Below are 15,724 nucleotides of genomic sequence, written 5' to 3' on the forward strand. Positions count from 1 at the left end.
TCACAACGAAGGGGCTTGGCCGACGGCCAGCCGCCATTGCGTCATTTCGTCGGCGCCCGGCCCGGCCGCCAGCGCCAGGTTTTGCGCCGGCAGCGATTCGCCGGTCACGGCATCCACCGCGCGCAGGGTGGCGGGGTGGCCGGTTACGCGGTCAACCACGCGCAGCGGCGGCCCGGCCAGCTCGGACAGATTCCATTTGTCGCCAATCTGAATCATCGCCATCACCAGCAGCCCGAGATCTTTTCCCTTCTCCGTCGGCAGATACTCATAACGAGCGGGGCGCGTTTGGTATTGCCGATAAACGCGCGATTGCGCAGAAGGTCACTGCCCTGTATCAGGACTTTTTGCCGCGCTTTTACGTCAACGTGTTCTTCCACGCGCTGCCGCCAGGTTCGGCCTATCTCGGCGGCGAACCGGCCGATGATTTCGTGCGGGTGACCATCGACCATATCGCACGCGCCATGGACAACGACGCAGAGCAGCAGCAATTCCTGGCGGCCTGCACCCGCATCCTGCACCCCTACATCGCCGCCCGCGGGTTGCGCTGGGAACTGCACGTGGACGAAACGCCGTTCTCGCTGTGGACGATTGACGGATTAAAACCGCCGGCGCCGGGGACGGCGGCAGGCGAGAAGTGGCGCAGCGAGAATCGGCCTTCGGCGTGGGAGGGAAGTTGATGGGGGAGCGGCGGCGGCAAAACGCTTTTCGCCACCGCGAACCGTTATCAGCGCTTAACCTTTTCGCTTAAAGACCTTCTGCCGTAACCAGTGTTTGATCTGGCCCCAATACTCTTTGCCCAGCAGGGCGATGGCAATGACAAACAAGGTTTCACCGACCACAACAAGCGTAGAGACAACGACAATCTTGTAGGGGATGTCGAGGAACGGAATGACAGGGAAGGCAAGCCAATACAGCAGAACCACGAAAAGCATGGAAAACCCGGCTTTTTTCCTACCACTCAGATTCTTGCTGCGTGCCAGCAGGCTAGGCAACTTGCGCAGCCAGTTTTCAAGATCGTCAATCAGGGTATAAACGACAGGGATAACCAGCAGGCTCAGCACGGTGGATGTAATCAATCCTCCGATGACGGCCACCGCCATCGGGCTGCGGAAGCTGGGGTCGGCACTGCCGAAACCCAGAGCCACAGGCAACATGCCTGCCCCCATCGCTAACGTGGTCATGATGACGGGGCGGGAACGTTTGTGGCAGGCATCAATCAGCGCTTCCGTTCGGCTCATGGGTTTATTGAGCACTTCGCCATTCGGACCGATGTGGCCGCGACGTGACTCGATCGCATAATCGACCAGCAGTATCGAGTTTTTGGTCGCAATCCCCATCAACATGATTAACCCGATCAGGGATGACATCGAGAAAGACTGCCCCGCCAACAGTAACCCAACGAATGCGCCGCCCAATGACAGTGGGAGCGCGGCCAGGATGGTGATCGGTTGGAAGAAGTCTTTGAACAGCAGAACCAGCACGATATAGATGGCCAGGATCCCGGCGACCATAGCCGTGCCGAAACCGGCAAACAGTTCCTTCATCATTTCGTCATCACCCTGCACAACCTGGTGCACGCCGACCGGCAGATTCTGGATTGACGGCAGCTTCGCCACCTGAGCGGCCAGATCCCCGAGTTGGGTGTCCGACAGTTCTACGTCAAGGGTCACGCTGCGCGTGCGATTGATGCGACTGATCTGCGCCGGTCCACTGCCTTGCTCAATGTTGACGATCTGATTGAGCAGCACCGGGCCTCTGGCACCGGGTACGGTCAAACGTTCCAGTAATCCCATATCCTCACGGATGTCTTTTGACAGCTTGACGACGATCGGGATCTGGCGCTGCTCCACGTTGAATTTTGACAGGAACTGATCGTAGTCGCCTACGGTCGCAATACGCAAAGTATCGGCAATCGCGACGCCCGATACCCCAAGATCGGCCGCTTTGGCGAAATTGGGTTGCAGGAGGATTTCGCTGCGCGCCAGCCCGGCACTGGAGGTAATGTTACCGAGGCCGGGGAGCTGCCGCAGGTCACTTAATACTGAATCGGCCGCCTTAGCCAGCAGCTGAGGGTCATCACCGGCCAGCACCAATTGGTATTTTTCACCTGAGCCGCCAAACCCCACTTTGCTGCGCACCCCCGGAAGTGCTGCCATTGCCGTGCGTATCTCGCCTTCGATGACCTGCTTCTTCGGACGCGCTTGACGCGCATCCAACAACACCGTCAGCGTTGCCATGCGAACATCGGTTTTTCCGTCGGAAGCCATGACATCGCCGCCCGTTGCGCCGCCACCGATGGTGGTATAGATGTTGCGGATATGCGGGATGGGCGCCAGGCGATGCCGAGCGAGTTCTGCCATGGCCTGGGTTTGTTCCAGCGTGCTCCCTGGCGGCAGCTCCAACGTCACCTGCGTCTGGGAGTTGTCATCTGCAGGGAAGAAGCCCTGGGGCAGCAGAGGGATAAGCATCAGAGAGCCAATAAAGAACCCGCCGGCCAGCGCCAGGGTGAGCCCGCGGTGCCGCAGCGTCCACCGGCAGGCGCGCAGGTAGAGCGCCATCCAGACAGGATCGCGCTGAGGGCGCACATGCGGTTTCATCAGGTAGGCAGCCATCATTGGCGTCAGCAAGCGCGCCACAACCAGCGAGGCAAACACCGCCAGCGCCGCCGTCCATCCAAACTGCGTGAAGAATCTTCCGGCAACGCCGGACATGAAGGCCGTCGGCAGGAAAACGGCGATCAAGGCAAATGTCGTGGCGACGACGGCCAGGCCGATTTCCGATGCGGCATCCATCGCGGCCTGGTACGGCGGTTTACCCATGCCGATGTGGCGTTCGATGTTCTCCACTTCGACGATGGCATCATCCACCAACAGGCCAATCACCAGCGACAGCGCCAGCAGCGTGACGATACTGAGCGAAAAGCCCATCATGTCCATACCGATGAAGGCCGGTAAAATCGACAGGGGCAACGCCGCCGCCGAGATCAGCGTCGCCCGGATATCGCGCAGAAACATGAAGACCACCAGGATAGCGAGAATGGCGCCTTCATAGATCATGTGCATGGAGGCGTCGAACTCCTCTTGCACAGGCCGTACAAAGTCGAAGACCTGCGTGATGTGCAAATCAGGCCGCTCCGTGCGCAATTGCGCCAGAACTTTCTCCACCTTGTTGCCGACCTCGACTTCACCGGCGCCTTTGGCGCGCGTGATCTCAAAGCCCACCACCTTCTTGCCGTTGAGTAGCGCAAGTGAACTGCGTTCCGCAATGGTGTCTTTCAGCGTCGCCACGTCGTCCAGGCGAAAACGTTGCCCGCCGGGCAACGACAGTTCCACCGCGGCTAGTTCATCCACGTTCTTGACGCGGGCGACCAAACGCAGCGGCTGTTTTCCCCGCCCCAGATCGACTCGCCCGCCCGTCGCGTCCATCTGTACATCGCGCAACTGGCGGGAAACCTCGGCAGCGGTGGCGCCAATCGCCTCCAGTTTGACCGGATCGAGTTCGACTTGGATCTCGCGGTTCACGCCGCCCACACGGGTGACCGACCCTACGCCGGCGACGCCTCTCAGACGCCGCGACAGGGTATTGTCCACGAACCAGGACAGCTCATTCTCATCCATCTTGCTGGCGCTGATGGAAAAGGCCAGGATAGGTTTGCCCGTGATGTTGAGCTTGCGAACGATAGGATCACGTAAATCCGTCGGCAACTCGGTGCGAATGCTTTGCACGGCTGACCGGACTTCATCCACCGCTTCCTGAACGGGTTTTTCCAGACGAAACTCCGCTGAGATATCGACCAGCCCGTCCTGGATCGTGGTACGCAAGTTCTTCAATCCCTGCACCGAAGAGACGGTGTCCTCCAGCTTGCGCGCCACCTCCGTTTCGAGCTGGGGCGGCGCAGCGCCCGGAAGAGAAGCGGACACGGTCACCGTAGGCACATCCATGTCCGGGAAGCTCTGGATCTTCATCAATTTGAAAGAATAAAAGCCGGCAACGCTCAAGATGACAAAGAGCAAGATAGACGGAATGGGGTTGCGAATGGACCAGGTAGAGATATTCATGATGGGCCTCTTAGCGCGGTTCCGATGAATGGGAAGCATCGGTGGTGTTGGCCAATTGGACTTTATCGCCCTCATTGAGGAATACGCCGCCGCTGGCGACGATGCGTTCCGCGCCTTGAAGACCGGACAGGATCTCCTGCTGGTCATTCACCAGACGGCCTACCGCGACTTTAAGCGGATGTGCACGCATCTCGTCATCTACGGTGAACACCAGGTGAAAACCGTCGCGCGCCACGACGGCGGATTGCGGCACGGTCAGCCCTTGCCGATCGCCGACCGTAATCAGACCGCTGGCATACGTGCCGGGCCGAATCGGCGAGGCGTTCTTCGCTGTCGATGGAAGGATGTCCACATAGGCAATCCCACGGCGCGAGGTTGAATTGACGGTGGGGGCGGCCAGGCGTACGACGCCTTCCCAGGTGTTACCGCCAGGTGAAGCGATCTGCGCTTTTTGCCCCGGTTGGATTTGCTCCAGCTGCTGCGCCGACAATTCCGCTCGCCATTCAAATTTTCCCTGGCGGATCAGGCGGAACATTTCAGTGCTTTGCATAGGAACTGAACCGATCGTGGCCGATCGCGCGGAGATGATGCCGTCGTCGGGGGCGCGCAATATCGTCTGGTCCAGTCGCAACTGCTGGGCCGCCATGCGTGCTTTCGCCGACTCCAGACGCGCCTGCGCCGTCTTTTCCTGGGTTAACAGTTTTTGGATATCCTGTTCACTCAGGCTGCCGACACCGCGCAGCAATCGCGCGCGTTTTCCATCCGCTTGCGCATTCAACGCGACTGCTTTCGCTTCGTTGAGATCGGCTTTCGCCAGCAGCCAGTCATTCATCACGGAGTCGCGTGTAAATTCCGCCAGCGGTTGGCCCTGGCGCACCACATCCCCTTCCTGCACCAACAGTTTTTGCACGCGCAGCCCATTGGCTTCCGGGCTGATGATCGCCTCTTGCCAGGCCGCAACAGAGCCATTGGCCGTGACGGTGCGGGAAAGGGACTGTCTTGCCGGCGTTGTCAGGGTCACTGTCAGCGTCGGTTTATCTGCCGGTGGGGCAACCTTGTCCGCCGGCGTATCGCAGGCCGATAAGGCGGCGGCAATCGGCATCGCCAGCACGGCTGCATGCAGGGTCCGCAAAGACCAAAAGCGGGGACGCGTGTTTTTAGCTATCAGTTGTGTCATCGGGAGAACCCATAAGGTGAATGATTTGTCGAACCTGTCGCCAGCGGCGCGGCGATGTATTGCTCTGTATTGAATTTCAAACGAATACGGCGCTGTCCTGCAGCGGTTCAGCCTGGCGTTGAAGCATTGCTCGCTCTGACGAAGTGAACAGACGCCGTATCCACTTCCGCACTGTCGATCGCACGCGGCTATGATGCTCATGCGGTTCAGCCTGCCAACCCGCCACACTTTCACCGGGATCGGTATCCACGCGCGATAGATCCAACGTCCAGGGAACCGAATGCTTGGTTGTGTGGCGGTTGATCCCGCTTCCATCGGCAGCGGTCTTGCCACGACCGGCGATTTCCTTCTGAGCAGATTGAGACGCCCGGCGAGGGGGCGTTTGTATCGCCCATTCGAAGGATTCAGGCAATGGCGCGCTTTGGGTAGAGAACGCGTGTTGTCGCCGGCAGGTACGCGAGGCGTAATAGAGGGCCGCAGCCTCTGTCGCAACCAGTTTGCGGGCGTCATTCCATAACGCTTGAACGCACTCCAAATTTGCGCGCGCAACTGGCGTTTTTGCTGCGCGCTCATTCTCTACGTGACTGGGCTTGCCGGCCGGAGCGCGCAAGCGCCGGGCGCCGGATTCATTTCGGGCGGGGGGCCATGCATTCCACACAGACACGTGCGCTGAGCCAGGCAGGGAGGCCCGCCATGTTGTTGGAACATGCTGGGTTCCTGACAAACGGTCTGATGCAGGTGCGGTTGCGCAAGCGCAGAGGATCAAAGACACGCTGAGAATAAGAGAAACGAATATGAGTCGGCGGAGCCTTGGATAGGCCCGTGTTCGCAGCATTTTTAGTTTTGAAACGGGTGGCATGATTGTCGTGTCTTTTTAATGCGTGAGTACGCACTCATTATATAATTAAAAAAAGAAGCTAGATGGCTGTATGAACGTCAGGAAGCTCAATGGCTCGCATCATGGCTTCATAACCTGCGCGTTTGTAAATATCCAGCAGGTGAGGTTTTTGAACGGCCATATCGATAACGCCATTGGCCATTACCGTGCAGATCATGCCCTGAAACTCGCTCGACTGCGGTAAATCCAGCCCCTGGACCAACGGAATACCCAGTTGGGAAATATCACCGAACCGTACGCTTCTTTCCCTCTGCGCGCTGGATAACTTGCCGGAGACCATCAATTTGTTTCCTGTCGCATACGCGGCGGGATTGGCGAGCGCCCAGTCAATGTAGGCATCCCAGGCGGCCTGCATGTGATCTTTACCCGGCAAAACGCCCTGTAAGCTTTGCGTCAGCAGGCACTCCATTTCATCAAGCAGGTAGTCGCAGACTGCGCTCAGCAGTACGTCCTTATTTTCAAAGTAGCGGAACAGCGTGCCCTCCGAGACGCCAGCCTTCCTGGCGATGGCCGATGTGGGCGCCGCTAATCCTTGTTCGGCAAAAATGTCGGTGGCGGCCTGCAAGAGCGCCTGCTGCTTTTCTTCACTGCGGGGACGGGCCACTTTGAGGCTCCTTTAATAAGTGAGTAAACACTCATTATAAGACTGCAACGGAAGATGACAAGCTTTTTCCTGTAGGACAAAGTATCAACACGAGAGCCATTTTTCGTGCAGCGATGCGGATAATGCCGTCATGAAGGGCGCAATAAAACGTACGGCGAAGATCGTTCAGTGGGAAAGAACCGGGAGGGTGAGACAGCGTCCTGGTTGCCAAAACGCAGGCCCTGGAGACAAAAAAAATCCACGCCGAAGCGTGGATTTTTCCGTTTCCGGCAGCGGAGAAAAACGCTGCGGGGAAGGAATTAGACGTTGAACAAGAAGTTCATTACGTCGCCGTCTTTGACGATGTAGTCTTTACCTTCGGAGCGCATTTTGCCGGCTTCTTTGGCGCCTTGCTCACCCTTGTAGGTGATGAAATCGTCATAGGAGATGGTTTGGGCGCGGATAAAGCCTTTCTCGAAGTCGGTGTGGATCTTGCCGGCCGCCTGCGGGGCGGTGGCGCCCACCGGGATGGTCCAGGCGCGCACTTCTTTCACGCCGGCGGTGAAGTAGGTTTGCAGGTTCAGCAGTTCATAACCGGCGCGGATCACGCGGTTCAGACCCGGCTCTTCCAGGCCCAGTTCGGCCATGAACTCGTCGCGCTCTTCGTCTTCCAGCTCGGCGATGTCGGATTCCACGGCGGCGCACACGGCAACCACCACGGAGCCTTCGGCGTCGGCGATTTTACGCACGGTGTCCAGGTACGGGTTGTTCTCGAAGCCGTCTTCGTTGACGTTGGCGATGTACATGGTCGGCTTCAGCGTCAGGAAGCTCAGGTATTTGATCGCCGCCTTGTCTTCATCGGTCAGATCCAGTGCGCGCAGCATGCCGGCGTTTTCCAGGTGCGGCAGACATTTCTCCAGCGCCGCCAGCTCGGCTTTGGCGTCTTTGTCGCCGCCTTTGGCTTTCTTCTGCACGCGGTGGATGGCGCGCTCGCAGGTGTCCAGGTCAGACAGCGCCAGCTCGGTGTTGATCACGTCGATGTCTTCGGCCGGATCGACCTTGTTGTTGACGTGGATGATGTTGTCGTTCTCGAAGCAGCGCACCACGTGGCCGATGGCTTCGGTTTCGCGGATGTTGGTCAGGAACTGGTTGCCCAGGCCTTCACCTTTGGACGCGCCTTTCACCAGGCCGGCGATGTCGACGAATTCCATGGTGGTCGGCAGAATGCGCTGCGGCTTGACGATCTCGGCCAGCTTATCCAGACGCGGATCGGGCATCGGCACCACACCGGTGTTCGGTTCAATGGTGCAGAACGGGAAGTTGGCTGCTTCAATGCCCGCTTTGGTCAACGCGTTGAACAGGGTGGATTTGCCTACGTTAGGCAGGCCGACGATACCGCATTTGAATCCCATGTTGTAATCACCTTAAATATCTTAACTATCAGTCGGTTATATTTAACCAACTGCATAAAGGGCAAAATAATGCCGCCATTATACACGTAATGGGCGTTTATCTCGATCAGACTTGCTTGGCTGGGGCGAGTGCAGCGCGGGCGACCGGTTTTTGATTGAGATTTGGATCACATTTACCCATACTGGCCGTTCCGATTAACCGACAGGAAACGCGCCGGATGTATTTCTTGCCTACGCCACCCTGAGCTGTGCCCGCCAGCAGTCTGCCGCCCCTTGCGGTACCCCATACCCGCTACGCGGGGAGATGATGTCATCTGTCATAAGTGAATAATGCATGTTTAACCTGAGTAACGTCAGGATCGCGGACGTTAAAAATGAAGTCCTGGCGGGCTTTGTGGTGGCGGTTTCGATGATCCCCGAGGCGGTCGGCTTTTCGCTGGTCGCCGGTCTTTCGCCGATCGTCGGTTTGCATACCGCGTTTATTATCGGCCTGGTCACGGCGCTGTTCGGCGGCAAGCCGGGCATGGTTTCCGGCGCCGCAGGTTCCATTGTGGTGGTGCTGATGAGCCTGGCGGCGCAGTACGGCATGGGTTACGTACTGTGGGCCACGCTGTTTGCCGGGGGGATTCAAATCCTGATCGGCGCCTTTCGGCTGGGCAAGTTCATTCGTCTGGTGCCGCTGCCGGCGATCCACGGCTTCGTCAACGGCCTGGCGATCGTCATCATGCTGGCGCAGTTGAAGATGATCGCCGGGCAGGGCCCGCTAATGTACGGCCTGGTGGCGCTGGCGATTGCGGTGGTGGTGCTGTTCCCGCGCCTGACCAAAGCCATTCCGTCTTCGCTGGCGGCGCTGCTGGTGGTCTCGGCGTTGGCGATCGGCCTCAATCTGCATACGCTGCGGGTGGGCGATCTGGCGGACATTTCCGGCGCGCTGCCGCACTTCAGCCTGCCGACGGCGCCGTTTACCCTGGAGATGGTGCGGGTGGTGCTACCCTATGCAGTAGTGATTGCCCTGGTCGGTTTGATTGAATCGCTGCTGACCATGACGGTGCTGGATGAAATGGGCGGCAAGAAGGGGAACGGCAACCGCGAGAGTATCGCGCAGGGCGCCGGTAACGCGGTGTGCGGCCTGTTCGGCTGCTTCGCCGGTTGTGCGATGATCGGCCAGTCGATCATCAACTTCACCTCGGGCGGGCGCGGGCGCATCTCCGGCACGGTGGGCGCTATCCTGCTGATTTTATTTGTGGTTAGCCTGTCGCGCTATATCGGCCTGCTGCCAGTGGCGGCGCTGGCCGGGGTGATGCTGGTGGTGTGTTACAACACTTTCGAGTGGAGTTCGCTGCGCCGTTTGCGTCGTATGCCGAAGGCGGACGCGCTGGTGATGATCGCCGTCACGTTGATCACCATCTTTACCGATCTGGCGGTGGCGGTGATCAGCGGGGTGATTATCTCGGCGCTGGTGTTCGCCTGGCAGCAGGCACGCATCCGCGTGCGCCAGCGGCAGGTGACGGGCGACGTGGCGGTGTATCGGCTCGATGGTCCGCTGTTCTTCGGCTCGGCCGCGGCTTTTGCCGAGCTGTTCGAGCCGCAAGGCGATCCGCAGAACGTGGTGCTGGACTTTGCCGGCACCCGGGTGATGGATTCCAGCGGCGTAGAAGCGATCGATAAGCTGACGGCGCGTTATCTGGCGGCGGGGAAAAGCATTCGTCTGCGCCACCTGAGCGGTGACTGCGTGCGCCTGCTCAAGCGCGCCGGGCCGTTCTGCAGCCATGAACTGGACGATCCGCAGTATTACGTGGCGGAGGAGGGGTTCGCCGCCGATGACCGCCGCGTGGGCGAGGAGACCTTCAACCCGCGCGGCTAAAAGCCGGCAGCGGGCAGGGCGCCCGCTGCGGTAAGGTTCAGGCCTGCGCCTTGAAGCTGTGCAGGCGCTGAACGGTTTTTTCCAGCCCGTCCTTCATCAGCATCTCGGTGCAGCGCAGCGACTCGTCGATCGCTTCGTCAATCATCTTCTGCTCGCTGGCCGGCGGCTTGCCGAGCACGAAGCCCACCACCTTGTTCTTGTCGCCCGGATGGCCGATGCCGATGCGTAGGCGGTAGAAGTTCGGGTTATTGCCGAACTTGTTTTGGATGTCTTTCAGGCCGTTGTGGCCGCCGTTGCCGCCGCCGAGCTTGATTTTTGCCACGCCGGGCGGCAGATCCAGCTCGTCGTGCGCCACCAGGATCTCGTTGGGTTCGATGCGGTAGAAATTGGCCATCGCCAGCACCGCTTTGCCGCTCAGGTTCATGAAGGTGGTCGGCACCAGCAGGCGCACGTCGTTGCCCGCCAGATTCAAACGGGCGGTGTAGCCGAAGAACTTGCTCTCTTCTTTCAACTGCTGATTGTGGCGCTGTGCCAGCAGATCGACGTACCAGGCGCCGGCGTTGTGGCGTGTCTGGGCGTATTCCGCGCCCGGGTTGGCCAGGCCGACTATCAATTTAATACTGCTCACTGGGAGATTCACTATGATCAGGGTAATGGAAAGGGCCTTAGTCTACCTGTCGGGGCGGTGAATGACAAAATCCGATCTCTGCCTTCGGCGTTGGTAAGAAAGACGAATGATTCATTAGCTGAATCATTCAATTTGTCTGCTAATTTTCAGTGGCGTGTTAAGAAGTGTCAATAATTCTTTACCATTTGTGATCGCCTCCGCAATCCCCTTGCCATAACAAGGACTATACTTAACTTATCAAAGTGGGTTAACAAGTTGCAGCGTTATCCCGGTTGGCACATGGCAATCATGGAGGTGGCATATGAAACGTAGAAGCGCGGACAGAATGGGCAACTTTTTTATGGGGCTGGGGCTGGTCGTGATGATCGGCGGCGTTGGATACTCCATTATTGCTGAAGTTTCCCAGTTCAATTTACCGCAATTTTTCGCCCACGGCGCCATCATGAGTATCTTCGTCGGCGCGCTGTTATGGCTGGTGGGCGCGCGTATAGGCGGCCGCGAGCAGGTGGCGGATCGCTACTGGTGGGTAAAACACTTTGATAAACGGTGCCGTAACGACCAACATCGTTCGTCGCATTGATTAAAAAATCAGAAGGGAAGCAAGAGCAGGGCAAGGGAATATCTGCCGTGCATTAAGGTCTGAGGTCATGTTGGACTACGAGTAGAAAACCCGTTGTTGCTCACGCACCAACGGGTTTTTCTTTTTCTGCTGTCGGGCTCGCTATCTTTCCGGCACGGTGGGCGCCGCACCGGAAAGACGACGAATCAATGCTCGAACATCGCAGAGATCGACTCTTCGTTGCTGATGCGGCGGATGGCTTCAGCCAGCATGCCGGACAGGGTCAGAGTGCGAACGTTTTTCAGTGCCTTGATTTCCGGCGACAGCGGAATGGTATCGCAGACGATCACTTCATCAATCACCGAGTTCTTGATGTTGTCCACGGCGTTGCCGGAGAAGATCGGGTGCGTCGCGTAGGCGAATACGCGCTTGGCACCGCGTTCTTTCAACGCTTCAGCCGCTTTACACAAGGTACCGCCGGTGTCGATCATGTCGTCGACCAGCACGCAGTCGCGGCCTGCCACGTCACCGATGATGTGCATCACCTGAGAAACGTTCGCGCGCGGGCGGCGTTTGTCGATGATGGCCATGTCGGTGTCGTTCAGCAGTTTGGCGATGGCGCGAGCACGCACTACGCCGCCGATGTCCGGGGAAACCACGATCGGGTTTTCCAGGTTCTGCTGCAGCATGTCTTCCAGCAGGATCGGGCTGCCGAACACGTTGTCTACCGGTACGTCGAAGAAGCCTTGAATCTGCTCAGCATGCAGATCCACCGTCAGAACGCGGTCAACCCCTACGCTGGAGAGGAAATCGGCAACCACCTTGGCGGTGATGGGTACACGCGCGGAACGCACGCGGCGATCCTGGCGGGCATAGCCGAAGTAAGGGATAACGGCGGTAATACGACCTGCGGAGGCGCGACGCAGGGCGTCGACCATCACAACCAGTTCCATCAGGTTGTCGTTGGTCGGGGCACAGGTGGACTGGATGATGAAAATATCACCGCCGCGTACATTTTCGTTGATTTGCACGCTCACTTCGCCGTCGCTAAAACGACCTACAGCGGCGTCACCAAGGCTGGTGTACAAACGGTTGGCAATACGTTGTGCTAGTTCCGGGGTGGCGTTACCAGCAAAAAGCTTCATATCAGGCACGAGAAGAACCTCAGGCTTGCGTCCAGAGAAGATATTGTCATACGACATCGCCAAGGGGCAGTTGGCGACGCCGGCGCAATATACATACGGGTATGTAAAACTAAAATTGAGACCGCAGGCAGCGCAGGGATAACAGGGCCAGGTGTGCATGACCCTGCGCAGCGAAACGTTGAGCTACGACTCAAACCGCCCGGAACGAATGCGATGTAGTGGGGAGACGTTAACGCCGCGCGCTACAAAACCACACAACCACTCCGGGGCTTGATTTAACACCTGACGGGCGGCGATTTCTGTGTCGAATTCAGCAAACACACAAGCACCTGTGCCAGTCAGGCGTGACGGGGCGTATTCTAACAGCCATGAAAGAAGCTGTTCAACCTCGCGAAAACGTTTTCTTGCGATCGGTTCGCAATCATTTGCGTACGGCGCCTGCAACAGCTCACTTAAGGAGCGAACCGGGGTGTTTCTTTTTAATTCGGGGTCGCCGAAGATAACCGGCGTCGGGATGCCGACGCCAGGATGCGCCACCAGATACCATTTTTCCTGCGGCTCGGCCGGCTGCAGGCGCTCGCCGATGCCTTCGGCGAAGGCGGCGTGGCCGCGCACGAACACCGGCACGTCGGCGCCGAGGCTAAGCCCCAACTCTGCCAGTTGGTCGTCGCCAAGACCGCAGCGCCACAGTTCGTTCAGCGCCACCAGCACGGTGGCGGCGTTGGAGGAGCCGCCGCCCAGGCCGCCGCCCATCGGCAGGCGCTTGTCGATGCTGATGTCGGCGCCGCGCGGCGCGGTCTGCAGGCCGCGCTCATCGCAATAGCGCTGCAGCAGGCGGGCGGCGCGCACGATCAGGTTCTGCTCGTCCGGCACGCCGTCGACCGGCGTCAGCAGATGAATGCGGTCGTCCTGGCGCGGGTCGATGGTCAGGGTGTCGCCGTAGTCCAAAAACTGGAACAGCGTCTGCAACAGGTGATAGCCGTCTTCACGACGGCCGGTGATGTACAAAAACAGGTTGAGTTTCGCGGGGGAGGGCCACTGGCGGATCATTTGAGCGTCCAGTTATCCATCTTCAGCTTGATGCGCTGGTCACCCTGCTGTAGCTCCAGACGGTTCGGCAGCGTCGGCTGCACGTCGTTGCTGTAGCCCTGGTAATCCACCTTCCAGGTCTGGCCGCCTTGCTGATAGGTCAGCTTGTTCAGGCGATATTGATCGTCCAGCGCAAAATCGTTGGCTTCGCCCGGCAGGCCGAGCATCCATTGGCGCAGGTTGTTCAACGGGATCGCCATGCCGGTCAGCTTGCGGATCATCTCTTCCGGGTTGTCGCTGACGTAGCGTTTGCCCTGGTTGTCGGTCAGCTGCACCACGTTTTTCTGCACGTTGAGATCCATTTCCGTGCTGCCCAGCGGGTTGGTCAGCAGCAGGCGGTAGCGCTCCGGCGAGAACTGCTGCCAGAAGAAGCGGGCGTAGACTTTTTTCTGATCAGACAAGTAGGCGAAGGAGCCGCGGGTCTGATAGGTGCTGAGCTGTTGCACCGCCTGCTCATGGGCGCGCCACTGCGGTGAAGTCGGGCTGGTGGCCGGGCCGGTCGGCTTGGTGGTGGTACAGGCGGCCAGCACCAGGCTGGCCAGCGGGATCAGACGGAGCAAACTAACTTTGCGTATTGGCATAACTTTCTCTTGTCCTTTTGTCCTTGCGGGCATGCGCGATGAAACCCGGATTCAGCGCTCACGCTAACGGGGCGGCGGCGGCGCGTCAATTTTTTGCTGCATCGCGTTGAATCTTTCCGCTTTTGCCGGCGCAATGCCAACCCGGTACGCGCGTCGGGGTCGCCATTAAGCGTAACACAATCGCCTAAAGGCGGGGAGGCGCGCCCGATAAGCGGTGCCGGAGTTGCGCAAACGCCGCCGTTGCGTACGCCGAATAGCGTGCGCGTTATCGCAAACTGCGCTAAAATTTAAGCAATCAACCTAGCCTATGACTATTTATCCCGCTGTATTTATTGCTTATTCATTAATTGATGTCATCTATGACAGCGATTGAACGGAAGATGCGGTTGTTACTTTTATTGATCCCGCGCATCAAGTAGAATGCCGTTCAACGAGAACCCGTACCAAGATAAGTATTACTCGAAGCAATGACCCTGCTGGCGTTAGGTATAAATCACAAAACCGCTCCGGTTTCTCTGCGTGAAAGGGTGACCTTCTCGCCAGAGTCCATCGATGAGGCGCTGACCAGCTTGCTCCAACAACCGTTGGTGCAGGGCGGTGTCGTGTTGTCCACCTGCAACCGCACCGAGCTGTACCTCAGCGTAGAGCAACAGGAACACATGCACGAGCAGCTGGTCGCCTGGCTGTGCGCATATCACAACCTGCGCCCGGAAGAGGTGAAGAAAAGCCTGTACTGGCATCAGGGCAACGACGCGGTCAGCCATCTGATGCGGGTGGCCAGCGGGTTGGACTCACTGGTATTGGGCGAACCGCAGATCCTCGGCCAGGTGAAAAAGGCCTTCGCCGAGTCGCAACGCGGCCAGTCGCTGTCCGGCGAGCTGGAGCGTCTGTTCCAGAAATCCTTCTCCGTCGCCAAGCGCGTGCGCACCGAAACCGAAATCGGCGCCAGCGCGGTCTCCGTAGCGTTTGCTGCCTGTACCCTAGCGCGGCAGATCTTCGAATCGCTGGCCGATCTCAACGTCTTGCTGGTGGGCGCCGGTGAAACCATCGAGCTGGTGGCGCGCCACCTGCGCGAACACAAAGTGCGGCACATGATCATCGCCAACCGCACCCGCGAGCGCGCGCAGCTGCTGGCGGACGAGGTGGGCGCAGAAGTGATCACCCTGCCGGAGATCGACGAACGCCTGGCGGACGCCGACATCATCATCAGCTCCACCGCCAGCCCGCTGCCGATCATCGGTAAGGGGATGGTGGAGCGCGCGCTGAAGGCGCGCCGCAACCAGCCGATGCTGCTGGTGGATATCGCCGTACCGCGCGATATCGAGCCGGAAGTCGGCAAACTGGCCAACGCCTATCTGTACAGCGTGGACGATCTGCACGCCATCATTCAAAGCAACCTGGCGCAGCGCAAAGCGGCGGCGGTGCAGGCGGAGTCGATCGTGCAGCAGGAAAGCATCAACTTCATGGCCTGGCTGCGTTCGCAGGGCGCGGTGGAAACCATCCGCGACTACCGTTCGCAGGCTGACCAAATTCGCGCGGAAATGGAGGCCAAAGCGCTGGCCGCCATCGCGCAGGGCGCCAACGTGGAGCAGGTTATTCACGAGCTGGCCCATAAACTGACCAACCGTCTTATTCATGCCCCTACCAAATCCCTCCAGCAGGCCGCCGGCGACGGCGACGTGGAGCGGTTGCAGTTATTACGCGACAGCCTCGGGCTGGATCAGCATTAG

General features: G+C 58.9%; 13 protein-coding genes. 4 read left to right on the forward strand and 9 right to left on the reverse strand.

Annotated features, from left to right (window positions below; genetic code table 11):
• Positions 1 to 216, reverse strand: a complete 216-nt coding sequence (locus WA302_RS06405; RefSeq protein WP_261456304.1) for a hypothetical protein — start codon at positions 214 to 216, stop codon at positions 1 to 3.
• 92 nt (positions 217 to 308) lie between these two features.
• Here WA302_RS06405 and WA302_RS06410 point away from each other — a divergent pair, with 92 nt between their 5' ends.
• A complete protein-coding gene (locus tag WA302_RS06410; protein ID WP_261456512.1) occupies positions 309 to 677 on the forward strand; it encodes a tautomerase family protein in 369 nt (122 codons plus the stop codon).
• Positions 678 to 731: 54 nt separating this feature from the next.
• Here the strand turns inward: WA302_RS06410 and WA302_RS06415 are convergent, their stop codons facing one another.
• From WA302_RS06415 to ychF, 4 genes are all read right to left on the reverse strand, one after another.
• A complete protein-coding gene (locus WA302_RS06415; protein WP_025302486.1) occupies positions 732 to 4,058 on the reverse strand; it encodes an efflux RND transporter permease subunit in 3,327 nt (1,108 codons plus the stop codon).
• A 10-nt stretch (positions 4,059 to 4,068) separates the two neighbouring features.
• The gene (locus WA302_RS06420; RefSeq protein WP_233494390.1) at positions 4,069 to 5,235 is read right to left on the reverse strand and encodes an efflux RND transporter periplasmic adaptor subunit; all 1,167 of its coding nucleotides are present in this window, start codon (positions 5,233 to 5,235) and stop codon (positions 4,069 to 4,071) included.
• A 917-nt stretch (positions 5,236 to 6,152) separates the two neighbouring features.
• Positions 6,153 to 6,737 (reverse strand): TetR/AcrR family transcriptional regulator, encoded by a 585-nt coding sequence (locus WA302_RS06425; protein ID WP_025302488.1) that lies wholly within the window; start codon positions 6,735 to 6,737, stop codon positions 6,153 to 6,155.
• A 299-nt stretch (positions 6,738 to 7,036) separates the two neighbouring features.
• Complete coding sequence (gene ychF, locus WA302_RS06430; RefSeq protein ID WP_025302489.1) at positions 7,037 to 8,128, reverse strand: redox-regulated ATPase YchF; 1,092 nt, start codon at positions 8,126 to 8,128, stop codon at positions 7,037 to 7,039.
• A gap of 334 nt (positions 8,129 to 8,462) precedes the next feature.
• Between ychF and WA302_RS06435 the strand changes: the two genes are divergently transcribed.
• Positions 8,463 to 9,992, forward strand: a complete 1,530-nt coding sequence (locus WA302_RS06435) for a SulP family inorganic anion transporter (protein WP_025302490.1) — start codon at positions 8,463 to 8,465, stop codon at positions 9,990 to 9,992.
• 37 nt (positions 9,993 to 10,029) lie between these two features.
• On the opposite strand, the gene pth is transcribed toward WA302_RS06435, so the two are convergent.
• The gene (gene pth, locus WA302_RS06440; protein WP_004941053.1) at positions 10,030 to 10,620 is read right to left on the reverse strand and encodes an aminoacyl-tRNA hydrolase; all 591 of its coding nucleotides are present in this window, start codon (positions 10,618 to 10,620) and stop codon (positions 10,030 to 10,032) included.
• Between the two features lie 301 nt (positions 10,621 to 10,921).
• Between pth and ychH the strand changes: the two genes are divergently transcribed.
• Complete coding sequence (ychH, locus tag WA302_RS06445; RefSeq protein ID WP_025302491.1) at positions 10,922 to 11,200, forward strand: stress-induced protein YchH; 279 nt, start codon at positions 10,922 to 10,924, stop codon at positions 11,198 to 11,200.
• Positions 11,201 to 11,385: 185 nt separating this feature from the next.
• On the opposite strand, the gene prs is transcribed toward ychH, so the two are convergent.
• The 3 genes from prs to lolB form a co-directional block, all read right to left on the reverse strand.
• Positions 11,386 to 12,333, reverse strand: a complete 948-nt coding sequence (prs, locus tag WA302_RS06450) for a ribose-phosphate diphosphokinase (protein WP_004941061.1) — start codon at positions 12,331 to 12,333, stop codon at positions 11,386 to 11,388.
• A 174-nt stretch (positions 12,334 to 12,507) separates the two neighbouring features.
• Complete coding sequence (gene ispE / locus WA302_RS06455; protein WP_043141536.1) at positions 12,508 to 13,374, reverse strand: 4-(cytidine 5'-diphospho)-2-C-methyl-D-erythritol kinase; 867 nt, start codon at positions 13,372 to 13,374, stop codon at positions 12,508 to 12,510.
• On the reverse strand, positions 13,371 to 13,994 hold the full coding sequence (lolB, locus tag WA302_RS06460) for a lipoprotein insertase outer membrane protein LolB (protein WP_043141534.1): 624 nt from the start codon (positions 13,992 to 13,994) through the stop codon (positions 13,371 to 13,373). Before lolB ends, ispE begins: the two co-directional genes overlap by 4 nt.
• A gap of 467 nt (positions 13,995 to 14,461) precedes the next feature.
• Between lolB and hemA the strand changes: the two genes are divergently transcribed.
• A complete protein-coding gene (hemA, locus tag WA302_RS06465; protein WP_025302494.1) occupies positions 14,462 to 15,724 on the forward strand; it encodes a glutamyl-tRNA reductase in 1,263 nt (420 codons plus the stop codon).

This window comes from Serratia sp. 201 (assembly GCF_037027545.1).
GTDB classification, from domain to species: Bacteria; Pseudomonadota; Gammaproteobacteria; order Enterobacterales; family Enterobacteriaceae; genus Serratia; species Serratia bockelmannii.